14 protein-coding genes are annotated in these 15,568 nt (G+C 71.6%); 6 read left to right on the plus strand and 8 right to left on the minus strand.

Annotation, left to right across the window (positions count from 1 at the left end; genetic code table 11):
• The first annotated feature begins 2 nt into the window (after nt 1–2).
• The 3 genes from IEY73_RS18375 to IEY73_RS18385 are packed head-to-tail and all read left to right on the plus strand — an operon-like array spanning nt 3 to nt 4,776.
• Entirely contained in the window at nt 3–1,346 is a 1,344-nt protein-coding gene (locus IEY73_RS18375; RefSeq protein ID WP_189080467.1) for a hypothetical protein, read from the plus strand.
• Between the two features lie 57 nt (nt 1,347–1,403).
• Nucleotides 1,404–4,001, plus strand: coding sequence for an FtsK/SpoIIIE domain-containing protein (locus IEY73_RS18380; RefSeq protein WP_229715938.1), 2,598 nt, complete (start codon nt 1,404–1,406; stop codon nt 3,999–4,001).
• Nucleotides 3,988–4,776, plus strand: a complete 789-nt coding sequence (locus tag IEY73_RS18385) for a hypothetical protein (RefSeq protein ID WP_189080468.1) — start codon at nt 3,988–3,990, stop codon at nt 4,774–4,776. The genes IEY73_RS18380 and IEY73_RS18385 overlap by 14 nt, the downstream gene beginning before the upstream one ends.
• A gap of 18 nt (nt 4,777–4,794) precedes the next feature.
• Here IEY73_RS18385 and IEY73_RS18390 read toward each other — a convergent pair whose 3' ends face one another.
• From IEY73_RS18390 to IEY73_RS18400, 3 genes are all read right to left on the minus strand, one after another.
• Nucleotides 4,795–5,586, minus strand: a complete 792-nt coding sequence (locus IEY73_RS18390) for an ABC transporter permease (RefSeq protein WP_189080469.1) — start codon at nt 5,584–5,586, stop codon at nt 4,795–4,797.
• Nucleotides 5,583–6,467: an ABC transporter ATP-binding protein gene (locus IEY73_RS18395; protein ID WP_189080470.1), complete on the minus strand. Its 885-nt coding sequence runs from the start codon at nt 6,465–6,467 to the stop codon at nt 5,583–5,585. The genes IEY73_RS18390 and IEY73_RS18395 overlap by 4 nt, the downstream gene beginning before the upstream one ends.
• A 250-nt stretch (nt 6,468–6,717) precedes the next feature.
• Entirely contained in the window at nt 6,718–7,524 is an 807-nt protein-coding gene (locus IEY73_RS18400; protein ID WP_229715939.1) for a phosphotransferase, read from the minus strand.
• Between the two features lie 839 nt (nt 7,525–8,363).
• Here IEY73_RS18400 and IEY73_RS18405 point away from each other — a divergent pair.
• Nucleotides 8,364–9,692 (plus strand): HNH endonuclease signature motif containing protein, encoded by a 1,329-nt coding sequence (locus IEY73_RS18405; protein ID WP_189080471.1) that lies wholly within the window; start codon nt 8,364–8,366, stop codon nt 9,690–9,692.
• A 120-nt stretch (nt 9,693–9,812) separates the two neighbouring features.
• Here the strand turns inward: IEY73_RS18405 and IEY73_RS18410 are convergent, their stop codons facing one another.
• Nucleotides 9,813–10,661: a 3-hydroxyacyl-CoA dehydrogenase family protein gene (locus IEY73_RS18410; RefSeq protein ID WP_189080472.1), complete on the minus strand. Its 849-nt coding sequence runs from the start codon at nt 10,659–10,661 to the stop codon at nt 9,813–9,815.
• Between the two features lie 188 nt (nt 10,662–10,849).
• Between IEY73_RS18410 and IEY73_RS18415 the strand changes: the two genes are divergently transcribed.
• Nucleotides 10,850–11,341 (plus strand): hypothetical protein, encoded by a 492-nt coding sequence (locus tag IEY73_RS18415; RefSeq protein ID WP_189080531.1) that lies wholly within the window; start codon nt 10,850–10,852, stop codon nt 11,339–11,341.
• Nucleotides 11,342–11,421: 80 nt separating this feature from the next.
• Here the strand turns inward: IEY73_RS18415 and murA are convergent, their stop codons facing one another.
• The gene (gene murA / locus IEY73_RS18420) at nt 11,422–12,708 is read right to left on the minus strand and encodes a UDP-N-acetylglucosamine 1-carboxyvinyltransferase (RefSeq protein ID WP_189080473.1); all 1,287 of its coding nucleotides are present in this window, start codon (nt 12,706–12,708) and stop codon (nt 11,422–11,424) included.
• A gap of 42 nt (nt 12,709–12,750) precedes the next feature.
• Here murA and IEY73_RS18425 point away from each other — a divergent pair, with 42 nt between their 5' ends.
• Complete coding sequence (locus IEY73_RS18425; RefSeq protein ID WP_189080474.1) at nt 12,751–13,323, plus strand: cob(I)yrinic acid a,c-diamide adenosyltransferase; 573 nt, start codon at nt 12,751–12,753, stop codon at nt 13,321–13,323.
• 72 nt (nt 13,324–13,395) lie between these two features.
• Here the strand turns inward: IEY73_RS18425 and IEY73_RS18430 are convergent, their stop codons facing one another.
• The 3 genes from IEY73_RS18430 to IEY73_RS18440 all read right to left on the minus strand — a co-directional run bounded on the left by IEY73_RS18430 (nt 13,396) and on the right by IEY73_RS18440 (nt 15,479).
• A complete protein-coding gene (locus IEY73_RS18430; protein ID WP_189080475.1) occupies nt 13,396–13,872 on the minus strand; it encodes a DUF2550 domain-containing protein in 477 nt (158 codons plus the stop codon).
• 7 nt (nt 13,873–13,879) lie between these two features.
• Nucleotides 13,880–14,161 carry a F0F1 ATP synthase subunit epsilon gene (locus IEY73_RS18435; protein ID WP_189080476.1) on the minus strand — a complete coding sequence of 94 codons (282 nt, stop codon included), beginning with the start codon at nt 14,159–14,161 and terminating at the stop codon, nt 13,880–13,882.
• Nucleotides 14,162–14,342: 181 nt separating this feature from the next.
• Entirely contained in the window at nt 14,343–15,479 is a 1,137-nt protein-coding gene (locus tag IEY73_RS18440; protein ID WP_229715940.1) for an LCP family protein, read from the minus strand.
• Between the last annotated feature and the right edge of the window lie 89 nt (nt 15,480–15,568).

Below are 15,568 nucleotides of genomic sequence, written 5' to 3' on the forward strand. Positions count from 1 at the left end.
CCGTGCCCGTCGTCGCCGTTCTCACGTTCGCGCTGGCCTGGTGGATGGCCGGCTACCTGCTCGGGCGCGACACCGGGCGTCCGGTGTCGGCGCGCGCGGCGGCGGCCCTCATCGCCTACGCGCTGGGCGTCGCGGCCTGGACCGTCGCGCCCGGTGGCACGTCCGCACAGATCCTGCTCTGCCTGCCCGCCCTGGGGTGGGCCGCCGCTGCCGTCGCGCTGGTCTCCGACGACGTGCCGGAGCGCCGCCAGATCGAGCGCGGCACGCTGGTGCTCAGCGCGATCTTCCTGGTCATGATCGTGGCGTTGCCGGGTGCCGGGCGGCTGGTGGCGCTGGCCCCGCTGATCGGCGGCGTGGTGGTGATGTGGCGGTTCCGGGACGCGGTGGCGCCCCACCGGCTCCCGGCGGCGGTGGCCACCGCCGCGGCGCTCTACGGGGTCGCCCTGGTGGTCGTGCTGGGCCCGGCCGACCTCGGGCATCCGGTCCTGGCCCTCGCTGCGATGGGCCTCGACCTGCTGGTCCTGGGATACCTCGCGGCCGTGGCGGATGCCGTGGACGCGGGCGAACGCCTCGGGCCCGACCTGCGCCGGTCCGCCGTGGGGGCGGTGGTGGCGATCCTCGCGTGCGGCGGCCCGGCCACCCTGACCATGCTTGCCGCACCGGACCGGGGCACCGTCGTGATCCTCCAGTTCGTGCTGGTCGCGGTGGTGCTGACGGCGATCGGGCCGGCCGCGCACCTGCGCCGCGGGCTGGACCGGATCGCCTTCCTGCACGACGATCATCTGCGCCGGGACCGGGCCGCGCTGATGCTTCTCGCCGAGGCGCTGCCCCGCCGGGCGTCGCGGCACCGGCTGGCCACGCTGACCGAGTCCGAGTTCCACCGGCACACCCGGCGCGCCTTGGAGAACTTCGGCAATCCGGGCCGTCTGCTGCGCAGCCCGCTGATCGATCTGCCCGCGGTGGACCGGCGGCTGGCCGGGCAGGCCGCGAAACCGCTGGCCCGCGCGATGGAGTTGAGCGCGGTGCTGCGCGACGGCGTGACCCGGCTCAAGCCGGATGGCGTGTTCGGCACCACCGACCTGTGGCGGCACTACAACGCCTTGCACTACTGCTGCGTGCGGGGCCTGCGGCCGTACGACCGGTGGCCGTCGACCGAGGGACTGGACCGGGATGCGCTGCGGGCGCTGGAGTGGTTCCGGGGTGAGGTCCCGCGCCGTACGATGCAGCGCTGGCAGCGCGAGGGCGCGCGGCAGGTGGCCGACCGGCTGTGGGCGGACCTGACACGCGCCGATCCCCGATGGCGTGGCCGCGCGTCGGTGAGTGCGCCTCCGACACGCGCCGAATAACCGGCCTCTCGGTCACAAAACGGTACATTATTCCCAACGCCGTCCCGGGGAGGGTCGTTGGGTCGCCATCGCCATGCGCTGGTCGCCGCCGTCCGGCAGGACCTTGCCGAGGCACGCGGCAGCGCCCGGGCGATGCTGGCTGCCGCCGAAGCTGCCCGAGCGCACGCGCAGCAACGCCGCCGGGTGGTCCGCGACGCGTACGCGCTCTGCCTGAACCGGCTCGCCGACGCCCGCCACGCGGCACGCACCGACATCCGCCGCCGCTTCGGCGCCGAAACGGCGGCGCTGGTCCGCGATCTCACCTCGCTGGCCGCGCACAGCGCCGCCGGGGCGGCCGGGACACCGTGGCGCGTCTGGTCGCCCACCGAACCTCGTCCGCACACCCCGCCCAGCCTGTTGCGGATCGGCACCATCACGATCGAGTCGGCCACCGTCCCGGCGTTGGTGCCGCTGCTGAACGCGGCCCATGTCCAGGTCAGCGGCGATCCGCACACCGCGGACGGGGTGATCGCCGGGCTGCTGCTGCGCGCCGTCGGCACCACCCGGCCCGGTGATCTGCGCCTCACCCTCCACGACCACCGGCCAACCGGTGACGGTGGCGGCGGCGCGCTGGCCGCCTTCGCACCGCTGGGCGTGCGGTCGGCCGGGCCCGAACGGCTCACCGGCGCACTGGACGCCCTGGTGGAGCAGATCCGCCGGCATCACGAGTCGCCGGACCCGGACGACGCCGCGCCGCCCTGGCATGTGGTCGTCCTGCTCGCCGACCCGGCCGGCGACGCCGAGCTGACCGGGCACCAGCAGACCCAGCTCGCGCGGATCGTCCGCGACGGCACGGCCTGCGGCATCCATCTCCTGGTGCGCGGCCTCGACCTGCCCGCAGACCCGGCCGTGCACCGCATCGCCCTCCGCGCCGGGACCGCGCGCACCGAGGCCACCGGCGATTTCCCGGTACGCCTGGACCCGCCCCCGCCGAGCGACCGGGTCAGCGACCTGTGCCGGTCGGTGGCCGACCGGTTGCGCGCCGCACCGCCGCCGGTGCGCCTCGCCAACCTGCTCCCCGACCGGCTGTGGACCGAGTCCGCCGCGCACGGTCTGCACGCCGTGCTGGGCCCCGGCACCGACGGAAACCCGGTCGAGGTGCCGCTGGACGACCGTACGCCGCATGCGCTCGTCGGCGGCCCGTCCGGCTCCGGCCGCACCACCCTGCTGCACGCGTGGATCGCCTCGCTGATCGCCCGGTACGGCCCCGCCGAGCTGGCGCTCTATCTGCTCGACTTCTCCGGCGGCACGTCGTTCGCCCGGTTCGCCCCGGGGGCGCGCGACCCGAGCTGGCTGCCGCACGCGCGCCTGGCGGGCGTCAACATCGCCGAGGACCGCGAGTTCGGGCTGGCCGTGCTGCGCCGGCTCGGTGCGGAGCTGCGCGTACGCTGCCAGGCCGCCAAACGCCTGGGCGCCGCCGACCTGGCGCAACTGCGCGCCGGCGAGCGCACCGTGCCGTGGCCGCGCATCCTCCTGGTGGTCGACGACTTCACGAACATGCTCGCCGGACGCGACGCCCTGGCCGATGAGACGCTCACCCTGCTCGGCGACCTGGCCCACCGTGGCGGCGCGTACGGCGTCCATCTCGTGCTGTCCGGCGCGGACGTGCGCAGCGCCACCGCCGTACGCGGCCGGTCCGACCTGCTCGACCGCTGCGCGCTGCGGCTGGCCCTGCCCGGCGCGCGGCGCCTGCTCGCCGACGGCAACCTGGCCGCGGCGCTCATCCCCCGCTTCCACGCGGTGGTCAACACCGACGGCGGAGCGGCCGGCGCCAACCGGGTCGTCCGTCTGCCGGACGCCGCCGACCGCGGCTCCTGGACCCTGCTGCAGCGCACGGTGTGGCGGCAGCGTCCGGCCTCCGGCACGCCACCGCGCCTGTTCGACGGCAACGCCGTGCCCCGGCTGCCCGCGCGGCATCGGCCGTCCGGCCGGGTCCCCGGTCCGTCCGCACCGGTCGGGCCCTCCCCGGGCGCGGTGCTGGGCGAGCGCGTGGACGTCACCGCCGGCCCGGCCGAGATGCCGCTGGGCCGGATGCCCGGCCGCAACCTCGCCGTCCTGGGCGGTCGGGCCGACGAGGCGTGCGACATCCTGGCCTCCGCCTCGCTCTCGCTCGCCGCTCAGGGAGCCGCCCGCTTCAGCATCGCCTGCCTGCATCCCGGCGCCGAGCCGGCCGCCGCGCGCCTGGCCGTCGAGCTGCCGGAGGCGGCCTGGTACGACGCGGACGGCCTGCCCGAACTGCTCGCCGCGACGCGGTTCGACGGGGACGGACTGCCGCACTACGTCATCGGGTACGGCCTGGACGCCGCCGGCACCGACCATCGCGACGTGCTGCGGTCCCTGCTCACCGACGGCCCCGAGCGGTGCGTCCACCTGCTCGGATGGTGGCGGTCGGTGTCCCGGCTGTGCAGCACGCTGTCCGGGACGGATGCCCGCTTCGAGTCGATCGGCGCCTGGGTCGCGCTCGACGTGCGGGCGGCGGAACTGGGCCCGCTCGGCCCGCAGCCGGACGCGTCCGGCTGGCGTCCCCGCCGCCGCCGCGCCCTGTACTTCGACCGCACCGTGCACCGCATGCCGGAAGTGCTCATCCCCTACGAGGTGAACAATGACCACACGTGACCACGATTACCGGCTGATGGTGAACGCGCTCGCCCGCGTCACCCGGCAACGCGAGGAGGCGCTGTCCGCCGCCGAACGGGCCTATCAGGACAACGCGGCGCGCGCGGCGGGCGAACTGGCTCGCGCCGAGGGCGAGGCGGTGGACGCGGACCGATGGGCGGGCGCCGCGGCGGCCCAGGTCCTCGACGTCGACCGGGAGGCCGCCCGCCTGTGGGACCACCTGCGCCGCGCGCGTGGCGTACGGATGCGCTCGCTGGGCGATCTGCCGGAGCCGGCCACGGTGGAGGCGGCACCACGGATCGCCTTGCAGCGCGACGGTCGCGCTGCGGAGCCCGCCGACGGCTCTCCTTGCGGGACCGGCCCGGGGGACCCGCCGCGGGCCGTACCGCCGCGGGTGTTGCTGGCGCGCGCCGCCGACCGCATCGACGACACCGTCCGGCCGGGCGACCGGCGCCCGTTGCCCGGCTGGGCCCTGGCGGCGCTGCCGCTGTTCGGCGCGTTGCTGTCCGCGGTGACCGGGCTCGTCGCGGCCGGACTCGTCACGCTCGGCGAATCGCCGGCCGGCACCGGGACCACGATCGCCGGCGCCACCATGCTGCGCGGGCTGGGCTGGCTGGCGTTCCTGGTGGCGCCGTCCGCCGGGGTCCCGGTCGCTGCGGCGGTGGCCCACCGCGCCCTGCAGGCCCGGCTGGACATCGCGGGCATCGGGCTCACACTGCTCGGCGGCATGGTCACGGCCACCATGCTGTCGCTGGCCTTCGCCGCCACGCGCTGACGCGGCGCGGTCGTCGGCCTAGCCGTCGCGCTTCGTGGTCCATTTGAAGGTGGTCAGGCACAGCAGCAGCGCCGCCACGCACCAGACGCCCAGAACGATCGCCACCTTGGCCAACTCGTACGAGCCACCCGGCTCGCGAGCACCGAACACCGCCGGCAGGAACACCGAACGCAGGCCCTGGCACATCCACTTCAGCGGAAAGATCGCGGCCACATTCTGCATCCACGTGGGCAGGCTCGTGAAGACGAAGAAGACCCCGGAGGTGAACTGCAGGACGAGCGCCACCGGCGTGACCACCGCGGGCGCGCTGCGGCCGGTGCGCGCCAGCGACGAGAACGCCACCCCGCACAGCGTGCACGCGGTGATGCCGAGCACCGACACCCAGCAGAAGGTGAGCCACTGGGTGCCGGTGTCCGGCAGGGTCAGCCCGAAGAACGCCGTGGAGACGGCGATCAGCACGATGGTCTCCAGCACCGCGATGAACGCCACCATGAGCACCTTGCCGGCGAAGTACACCCATTTGGGCATGGGCGTGCCGAGCAGCCGCTTGAGCACACCACGGTCACGTTCCATCGGAATCTGGATGGCCAGCGCCTGGAAGCCCGCGGTCATCAGCCCGGTCGCGATCATGCCGGTGACGAAGTACTGCGTGAACTGCACGCCGTCCCCGATGGTCCCGTCGAAGATGGACCCGAAGACGACGATCATCACCGCCGGGAACAGGAGCGTGAAGACCACTTGCTCGCGGCTGCGCAGGAACTGCCGGATCTCCAGCTCGCCCTGGCGCAGGCCGAGCGTCGGCGCGTTCATGATGCTCCGATCATGTCGAGGTAGATGTCCTCCAGCGTGGGCCGGCTGACGGTCAGGCCGGGGACCTCTCCGCCGTACCGCTCGGCCAGCTCGGACACGACGGCCGTCGGGGTGGCGCTGCGCCGACGTTCCCAGCCGCCGCCGTCGGCGCGCCAGGACACCGTGGCGAGGGCTTCGTCGCGGCGTCCGAGCCGCCCAGGCGTGTCGAGCGCGATCAGTCGTCCGGCCGCGATCACCCCCACCCGGTCGGCAAGCGCCTCGGCCTCCTCCAGGTAGTGCGTGGTCAGCAGGATCGTCGTGCCGCCGTCTCGCAGATCGCGGATCAGCCCCCAGAACTCGCGGCGGGCCTCCGGGTCGAACCCGGTGGTCGGCTCGTCCAGGAACAGCAGAGCGGGCCGTCCGACGATGCCCAGCGCCACGTCCAGGCGCCGTTTCTGACCGCCGGAGAGCGTGTGCGTACGGGCCTTGACCTTGTCCGCAAGACCGACGCGCTCGATCACCGATGCGGGGTCGTCGGGTTTCGGGTAGAACCGCGCGAAGTGCCGGACCACCTCGCCGACGGTCAACTCGTCGAACTCGCCGGTCCCCTGCAACACGATGCCGATCTGCTGACGCCAGCGCCGCGCGTGTTCGGAGCCGGTGGTGCCGGGGCCGCCCGCCGCGACGGCCGGGTCGGTGCCGAGCACCTGGACGGTTCCGGCGTCACGCTTGCGGTAGCCCTCCAGGATTTCCACAGTGGTGGTCTTTCCCGCGCCGTTCGGCCCGAGCAGCGCGAAGATCTCACCACGGGCGACCTCGAGGTCGACCGCGTCGACGGCGACATTGTCCCCGTACGTCTTGCGCAGGCCCTGGACGACGATCGCCGAACCCTGATCCTCCATGGCGGAAACCATACGCACACGTCAGGCGGCGGACGGGGTTGCCCTGGGCGGGGCCGGATACGTCCGATAGCGGCTGACCGGACCGGACGCCGTGGGCCGCCCGGGCCGTACGCTTCGGCCCCGCCCAGGTCGTGTGCCGCAGCCCGTTCGTGTGCCACAGCCCGTTCGTGTGCCACAGCCCGTTCGCGTGCCACAGCCGCGCCGGATGCTGCATGCCCGGCCGGGCATGCAGCAGCCGACCTGCGCCTGCTCAGCGGGTCGCGACGACCGCACGTTCCAACAGGCTCCGGTGCCGGATCATCCAGCCGGCGGCGCGAGAGCGCCATGCCAGCGCCCACAACGGCGTCGGATCATCCGACTCCGGCGTGATGCGGGCCCGTGCCGCCTCGGCCGCGCAGTCCCGGATGACCACCTCGATCATCCGGCCGACGAGATCAGCCCGGTCGGGCGTCGCCAGTTCGTACCCGTCCAGGAACAGCCGCAACTGCCGGGCGCGGGCTGCGGCGTCGGGCAGTCCGTTGCGCTGCGCGACGTCGTCGTCGTGCAGTTGGGCGTTCCACCACGCGGTGGCGACGACCTCGTCGATCCGGTCCACCGGGCCCGCCAGCGTCCAGTCGATGAACGCCACCGGCGTACCGTCGCGGGCGACGATGTTCCAGGGACCGGCGTCGCAGTGCCCGATCACCGTGCCCGGACCGGAGTGATGCATCCACCACGGATGCCATCGCGCTTCCGGCGGCGGCCGGAAGCCGGCCGTGGCCGCGTGCAGGTCGCGCAACAGCCTTCCGACGTGCGCCACCCCGTCGTCCGACCAGGCGTAGGGATGCACGGTTTCTCCCTCGATCCAGGTCAGCACTTCGTTGCCGTCACCGTCGATGCCCTCACCCACCACGCGCGGCGCGCCGACGAACCCGGCCTCCGCAAGATGACGCAGCAGGGCATGCACGGTTTGGGTACCCGGTCCGACCCGACGCCGGACGGTGTTGCCGGAACGCATGACGTGACTCGGTCCGCCGTCGACCGCGGGAAGCGGCTCGAACAATGATGCGGAATCCACGATTTCTCCTCGTGTCAGCACAAAGAATCAGCAGTACGAACAGCGCGGCACCCACACGGCCGGGCCACCGCCAGACAGGTGGGCGCTAGCGGCCGGGCATACTGCCGCGCACGGGATCAGCGGATGTCATCCACAGCAGCGCCGACGACAACCGCTCAGCCGGGCCGGCTGCTTCTGCCAGGCCGGCGACATCTGCCAGGCCGGCTGCTTCTGCCAGGCCGGTGCTCTTGCTCAGATGCGAGGGGCGTACACGCCGCCGTGCGAGAAGTCGGCTGCGTATCCGGTGGGCGATTCAGCTCGCGCCACGACCCAGCGTCGAAGCCTCGGCGTGCTTCACGCTGCTGACCAAGCAAGCCATGATGACCTCCTCGAACCGCGTCATACGCTCGTGCGGGGGAATGCGGCGCACTGGCCTACTCAGCCGCAGCCTTTCCAACAGCCGTAGCCACAGCATCTCCGGCAGCCGCGGCTCCTGTGCGGACGGGACCCAGCACCCCACTCACACCGCCGCGACATGACAGTCGCGGCTGACGAGCACCATCAATCTATCGCGCGGCCGCAGCGGCGCAAGGGCATTGCGGGCGCGCACCGGTTCGCACCGCGCCACCCCACGCCACCCCCGCCCGGCTCGGCTCGGCCCGCCCGGCTCGGCCCGCCCGGTCCGACCCACCCGGCTCGGCCCGCCCGGCTCGGCCCACCCGGCTCGGCCCACCCGGTCCGACCCCGCCCGCTCGACAGGGCAAGGACTCGACCCACTCGAACTCCGGCTCGGCTCGAACTCGGGCTAGGCTCGGCTCAGGCTCGGGCACTTTGTCGTACGGGTGTACTAATTTGCTCTCATGGATGAGCGATGGGATGTGGTCCAGGCAGCGGTCGCCGATTGTGCGACCGCGTCGACGTGGGCGATGACCGACGCCGAGGTCGTGGCGGCCCTGCTCGCGGCGCATCGCGCCCAGCAGGCGCTGCACGCCGCCGTGCTGCACCTGGTCCGGCAGGTCGACATCCGCGACATGCCCTCCACGGCGCACGCCACGTCGTTGGCGAGCTGGCTGCGTTGGCGGCTGCGGGTGAGCCCCACCCAGGCGCGCACCATGGTGATGCAAGCGCGCGCTCTCGACCACAGGCCCGGCCTCGACCACGCGCTGTGCACCGCCGAGGTCAACGCCGAGCAGCTCAGCGTCATCGCGCGATGCCTCGACGGGCTCGGCAAGGACGCCGACGTGCCGGCCGCGCTGGCCGACGAGGCCGAGTCCACCCTGGTCGACTGGGCACCGGATCTCGATCCGGTTCAGTTACGCCACGCCGGTGACCGCATCCTGGCACATCTCGCTCCGGAGATCGCCGAGCGGGCGGAGGAGGCCGCACTCGCACGGGCCGACAAACGCGCCGAGCGCGACCGCTACTTCACGTTGTCCCCGCTGGGAGACGGGCGCGTCCGCGTGCACGGCATCCTGGACGCCGAGGGCGCCGCCGTGGTCACCGCCGCGCTCGATCCGCTGTGCTCACCACAACAACGGCGCTCACCGCAACAACGGCGCTCACCACAACAACGGCGCTCGCCGAAGCGCTCTTCAAGCCTCGACGCTTCGATTGCCGACGCGCGCACTCCGGGACAGTGTCGCGCCGACGCGCTCGCCGAAATCTGCCGCCTCGCCCTGCGGACCACCGAGTTGCCCACCCACGGCGGCGACCGCCCCCAACTGGCCGTCACGGTGCCCTACGACCTGCTGCACCAGAAACTCGGCATCGGCACCCTGGACACCGGCGAGCGGATCGGCGCGGACCACGTACGCCGCCTCGCCTGCGACGCCCGCATCCTGCCCACCGTGCTCGGCGGCCGTGGAGAGGTCCTCGACGTCGGCCGGGCGCGTCGGCTGGCCACCGGACCGATCCGCCGTGCGCTGGTGGCCCGCGACCACGGCTGCGCCTTCCCGGACTGCGACCGGCCGGCGCGCTGGTGCGACGCACATCACCGGGTGTCCTGGTTGGACGGTGGACCTACGGCACTCGACAACCTGGTGCTGCTCTGTGGCTACCACCATCGGCTCGTGCACCGTGAACCTTGGCACGTCGGACTCGGCCCCGACCGACATCCCGAGTTCACCCCGCCACCGCATCAGGGTCTCGGAGACCAACCCCTGCGCAACCGATACCACCCGCGCACATGAGCCGCGGGACTCACACACTCGGGCGCTCACACTGAGCTTCCCGCTTCGATGGAGCGGATTGGCCAGGCGCAAACACGGGCACGCGCTATACAGACACGCACACAACACGGCCCGCGCGCATCAGTAGCTGTAGAAGCCCTTGCCCGTCTTGCGACCCAGTTCGCCTGCCGTCACCATGCGCTGCAACAGTTCCGGGGGGAAGAACTTGCGGTCACCCGTGTCCCGGTAGATGTTGCTCGCCGCGTGCAGCATGACGTCCAGACCGGTCAGGTCCACCGTCGCGAGTGGACCCATGACGTGCCCGAAGCCGAGCTTCATCACGGTGTCCAGGTCCGCCGCCGAGACCACGCCCGACTCCACCAAGGCGATCGCTTCGACCAGGATCGCCGAGAAGAGCCGATTGGAGACGAACCCGGCCACGTCCCGTTTGACTTCGACGCAGGTCTTGCCAACCTCCTCGGCGTACCGGCGTGCAGCGGCCAGCGTGTCGTCCGACGTCTGGTGGCCGCGCACCAGCTCGACCAGCTTCATCATCGGCACGGGCGAGAAGAAGTGAATGCCAACCACGGATTCTGGCCGGTTGGTGACCGCGGCGATCTGGGTGATCGGAATGGCCGACGTGTTGGTGCCGAGCACCGCGCCGGCCTTGCAGATCTTGTCCAGCGTGCGGAAGACCTCGTGCTTGGCCTCGACGCGCTCGTAGATTGCCTCGACCACGACGTCCGCCTCGGCGGCGGCTTCCATGTCCGTGGTCGGCGTGATGCGGGCCACCGTTGCCTCGGCGTCCGATTCGGTGATCTTGCCCTTGGCGGCGAAGCGCCCCAGGGACTCCCGGATGGCAGCCATCCCTCGGTACAGCGAGGCATCGTCCACGTCCCGCATGGTGACCTGCCAGCCGGCCTGCGCCGACACCTGAGCGATGCCCGACCCCATGAGTCCGGAGCCGATGACCGCGAGCCGACCCGCCATGTGTGCCTCTCCTCCGATGTCCGGGGGCCATCGATGTCCGATGCCACCGACACGTACGCGTGACGGGCACAGCCTATCGACCGTACTGAACGGTAAGTCAGGCATCCGGCCGAAGTGTGCACCGACAGCGCTCACGCGATCGGGGCAATTCTCGGAAAACGGCTGATCTTCGGTGTCAAACTGTGCCCATGGCCACGATCGACGGGTGGTACCTGCTCGGACCGCTCATTGCCGTGGCGGTCGTGAGCCTGCTGGGCATGGTGTTCTGGCGGCTGGGTCTACGCTGGCACGGCCCGCGCGCAGGCATTGGCCGCCTGCCGCACGGAGACCCGCGGGCGGGCACGGGCCGGTCACCGGGCACTGGCCCGTGGGCGGGCGAGAGCACCACGGCGGCCGCATGGTCGCGATCGGGCAGACGGTGGTGGGAGCAGGATCCGTACGACGATCAGCAGTATCTCGACGGCCTGACCATTTTCTCCGAGCCGGAGGACTACGGCCTGCTCTGCCCGGCCGCGCTCGTCGACGAGTTCGCCACGGCCGGAACCATCATCGAGTTGCTGGCCGATGCGGGGATCCGGGCGACGCATGCGGTCCGCCACGACGGGCAGGTGGTGGTCCTGGTGTTCGGCGAGCAGGTCGCGGAGGCGCGCCGCCTGGTCGGCGACTCACCGGCCCTCTGAGAACCCGCACCCGCACCCGCAGAGCGCCACCCGCACCCCGCACCCCGCACCCGACAAGCACACCAGCACCCGCCGACCCGTCAGAAGTCGAACGTCGGCTCCGGCACGTCCGCGCGTTCCACCTCGACGCCCAGCTTCGCCAGGTCCGCCACGAAGTCCGGGTAGCCGCGGTCGATGTGGTGCACCTCGCCCACCTCCGTGACGCCATCCGCGCAGAGACCCGCGATGACCAGGCCCGCGCCCGCACGGATGTCGGTGGCGCGGACCGGCGCGCCGGACAGGCGTTCGCGGCCGCGAACCACCGCGTGGTGGCCGTCGGTGCGGATGTCCGCGCCGAGGCGGGCCATCTCGTTCACGAACATGAATCGCCCGTCGAAGATGTTCTCGGTGATCAGGGAAGATCCGTTCGCCACGGCGCCCAGACCGATGGCCATCGGGAGCAGGTCGGTGGCGAAGCCCGGATACGGCAGCGTCACGATGTCGACGGCCCGCGGGCGGTTCTCCATGCGTACGCGGAAAAGGTCGTCGCCGGGCTCGACCACCGCGCCCGCCGCGACGAGCTTGTCCAGCGCGATGTCGAGGTATTGCGGACGCACGCCGTGCACGGTGACGTCACCGCGGGTCATGGCCGCCCCGAAGGCCCACGTGCCGCCCACGATGCGATCGCCGACCGTGTCGTGCCGCACCGGGTTCAGGGTGTCGACGCCCTCGATCTCCAGGGTCGAGGTGCCGGCCCCGTCGATGCGGGCGCCCATCGCGGTGAGCATCTCGCAGATGTCCACGATCTCCGGCTCGCGCGCGGCGTTGTCGATCTCGGTGGTGCCCTTGGCGAGCACCGCGGCCATGAGCAGGTTCTCGGTCGCCCCGACGCTGGGGAAGTCCAGCCAGATCTTGGAGCCGCGCAGGCCGGCGGGCGCGGAGGCGATGACGAAACCGTGCTCTCCGGAGATGTCCGCGCCCATCCGCGCCAGGCCGGAGACGTGCATGTCGAGACCCCGCGAGCCGATCATGTCCCCGCCGGGCAGCGCGACACGCACGTACCCGCGGCGGGCGAGCAGCGGCCCGAGCACGCAGATCGAGGCACGCAACCGGCGCACCAGGTCGTAGTCGGCCTCGCTGCCGGGCTCGGCGGGCACCTCGATGGCGGCCTCGGTGCCGTCCAGCGTCACGTCGCAGCCGAGGCGGCGCAGCACCTCCGCCATGATCGCGATGTCGGTGATCCGCGGAACGTTCCGCACCACGCTGCGCCCCTCGGCGAGCAGCGCCACCGCCATCAGTTTGAGCGCCGAGTTCTTGGCGCCGCCGACGTGCACATCACCGGCGAGCCGAGCGCCGCCTTTGACTCGGATTACATCCACGCGGGCCATGGTAGGAGGACGAACCGAGCACCCTTTCGTAGGGTGGGTCCCATGGCCGTGCATCTCACCCGCATCTACACCCGCGCCGGCGACGGCGGGCAGACCCGACTCGGCAACAACGAGGCGGTCCGGAAGACCGATCCGCGCATCTCCGCGTACGCGGACGTGGACGAATGCAACGCGCATCTGGGTGTCGCGCTCGCGCTCGGCGAGTTGTCCCCGGACGTCGCGGCGATCGTGCGGACCGTGCAGAACGACCTGTTCGACGTGGGCGCGGACCTGTGCAATCCGGTGGGCGACGATCCGCCGTACCCGCCGCTGCGGATCACCCCGGAGTACGTGACCCGGCTGGAGGGCTGGTGCGACGAGTACAACGAGCGGCTGGCGGCGCTGAACTCGTTCGTGCTGCCGGGCGGCACGCCGGGCGCGGCCCTGCTGCATGTGGCGCGCACCGTGGCCCGGCGCGCGGAACGTGCGGCGTGGGCGTTGCAGGAGACCGAGCCGGGCCGCACGGGCGAACTGCCGGCTAAATATCTGAACCGGCTCTCCGACCTGCTGTTCATTCTGGCTCGTACGGCGAACCCGCAGGGCGACGTGACATGGGTACCCGGCGGCGCGCGCTGAGCCTCGACTCCGCTGAGCCTCGACTCCGCTGAGCCTCAACTCCCGAGTGCGCGGCAAGCTCCCGAGCCGCGGCTAGGGGGTGGAACTGCTGGCGGCCGGTCCGCCGGGTGAGCGGCGGCGTGCGGTGCGCCCCGGCTCGGCCGGCGGGCCCGCCTCCAGCCAGGAGCTGAAGCCGGTCACGGTCGACTCGGCCATGGCGATCTCGACCTGGCCGGCGCCGCCCCGGCAGGAGAGCACCACCCAGTGGCCGGGCATGGTCAGGCGCTCCGGCCCCCCGGGCAGGCGACGTCCCGCCACGAACAGGTCGCGGCGGTCGAGCACCCGTTTCGGGCGGAAGGCGAAGCTGAACATGCGGTGGAACCGCAACTCGTCGCCCACGAACTGACCGATGCCGGTGGACCATCCCCGGCCCGGGATCACCGAGGTGACCCGGACCTGGAGGCGGATGGTGCCGCCACCGAGCATCAGCAGGCGGCGCCGGATGAAGACGGCGAGTAGGACGACGAACAGCGCGAGGACGCAGATTCCGAAGATCTCCAGAATCCGCATCGCGGTGTCAGCGTGATTCGGGGGTGCCGGGTGTCGCGCTCTCCGCGAGGACCGTCACGCCGTCGGCGTCGATGGAGAGGAAGCCGCCGCTCACGTCGTACGTCAACTGCTCACCACCGGTGAGCTTGACCCGCACCTGGGAGGGCTCCTTCAGAAGGCCGAGGAGTGGGGCATGGCCGGGCAGCACGCCGATCTCGCCCTCGGTGGTGCGGGCGACAACCATTTCCGCGTCGCCTGACCAAATCTTCTCCTCGACGGCGACGACTCGGACCTGCAACTGGTTGGCCACGCTGTCTCCTCTATGCAGGGGTCTGTTTGCTCCGGAGTCTAGACGCAGGACAGATCCCCGGTGGTGCCGGGTGGTGTTCGCCACCAGAAGTGGCACGCGGTCACGTGCCAAACCGGACGCCCCGACACGACGCGTCCGGCGGCGAGACCTCGCCGCGGCACCGCCGGCGTTCCGGCCCGCCCTATGCCGAGGTATTGATGTAATTCGGGTTCCGCAACACGAAGTCGGCCACCTGGTCGTTCACCACCGAGGCGAAGAAGTCCTCGGCGCCCGGCTCCAACCGCTCGCCGCGGTAGTCGTTGCCCACGAACACGCTGTCGCCCGGCAGCTTGATCAGCGTCATGTTCTGGGACCGGATGTTCTTCAGGGCCAGCCCCCAGTCCACCACCGAATGCCCGCCGCCGTCGAAGATCAGCGACTCGCCCGCCGCCTTGAGCACCTTGTCCAGCTTGATCGGGTTGGTCACCACGTCCTTGCTCAGCGCCTGCGCCGCCATCGCCTTGATGAACTGCTGCTGGTGACGTTGCCGGTCGTAGTCGCTCTTCGGCAGGCCGTACCGCTGACGCACGTAGTCCAGCGCCTCCCAGCCCTCCAGATGGTAGGTGCCCTTGTGGTATTCCTTCTGCGGCCCGTAATAGGGGTGCGCGCACTGGTTGTTGGCGCACCGGGCGAGCCGCGGCCGGGGCTTGCCGTTGGGCTGCAGATGCTCGGACTTGACCTCCTGGTCGACGGTCATGGTGACCCCGCCCATGGCGTCCACGATCTTCTTGAACCCGCCGAAGTTGATGATCGCGCCGGCGTCGAACTCCTTGATGCCGGTCAGCTTCGACACCGTCTTGGCCAGCAGTGCGAAGCCCTGCGCCACGTCGTGCTTGCCGTCACCGACCGAGCTGCCGTACGACATGGCGGCGTTGATCTTCGCCGAGCCGCCGAGGAAACCGGTCTTCTCGAACGGTGGAATCTCCACGATGAGGTCGCGCGGGATGGAGAAGACGTACGCCTCGTCCCCGTTCTCCGGCACGTGCACCACGATGATGGAGTCGGACAGTGGCGCCTGCTGATCCGTGCGCGGGTCGATGCCGACCAGCAGGATGTTCAGCGGACCCTTGATGTCGCTCGTGGGCTGCTTGGTGGCACCCTCCGCGGCATCGCCGAACAGGTCTTTGGTCTGCACCGAACCGGCGTACCGAGCGACGAGCACCTGACTGCTGATCAGCACACCACCGCTGACCACCATGAGGACGCAGCCGAGGATGGCGCACAACCGCGCCCACAGCGGTGCCCGGCGCCGGGCCCGTGTCTTATCGCTTTTCGCCACTCGATCCCCAAACGATGCAGGCCCGTACCCGCGCGGGCTCGGACAGCGTAACCGACCGACGGAAATGGCCTTCACGTACGACTTCCCGG

The sequence above is a fragment of the Mangrovihabitans endophyticus genome (assembly GCF_014646155.1).
GTDB lineage: Bacteria > Actinomycetota > Actinomycetes > Mycobacteriales > Micromonosporaceae > Actinoplanes > Actinoplanes endophyticus.

Coding starts and splice junctions, on each gene's coding strand:
- IEY73_RS18385 (WP_189080468.1), top strand. CDS start 3,988: ATGACCACACGTGACCACGATTACCGGCTGATGGTGAACGCGCTCGCC.
- IEY73_RS18390 (WP_189080469.1), bottom strand. CDS start 5,586: ATGAACGCGCCGACGCTCGGCCTGCGCCAGGGCGAGCTGGAGATCCGG.
- IEY73_RS18395 (WP_189080470.1), bottom strand. CDS start 6,467: ATGGAGGATCAGGGTTCGGCGATCGTCGTCCAGGGCCTGCGCAAGACG.
- IEY73_RS18405 (WP_189080471.1), top strand. CDS start 8,364: ATGGATGAGCGATGGGATGTGGTCCAGGCAGCGGTCGCCGATTGTGCG.
- IEY73_RS18410 (WP_189080472.1), bottom strand. CDS start 10,661: ATGGCGGGTCGGCTCGCGGTCATCGGCTCCGGACTCATGGGGTCGGGC.
- IEY73_RS18415 (WP_189080531.1), top strand. CDS start 10,850: ATGGCCACGATCGACGGGTGGTACCTGCTCGGACCGCTCATTGCCGTG.
- murA (WP_189080473.1), bottom strand. CDS start 12,708: ATGGCCCGCGTGGATGTAATCCGAGTCAAAGGCGGCGCTCGGCTCGCC.
- IEY73_RS18425 (WP_189080474.1), top strand. CDS start 12,751: ATGGCCGTGCATCTCACCCGCATCTACACCCGCGCCGGCGACGGCGGG.
- IEY73_RS18430 (WP_189080475.1), bottom strand. CDS start 13,872: ATGCGGATTCTGGAGATCTTCGGAATCTGCGTCCTCGCGCTGTTCGTC.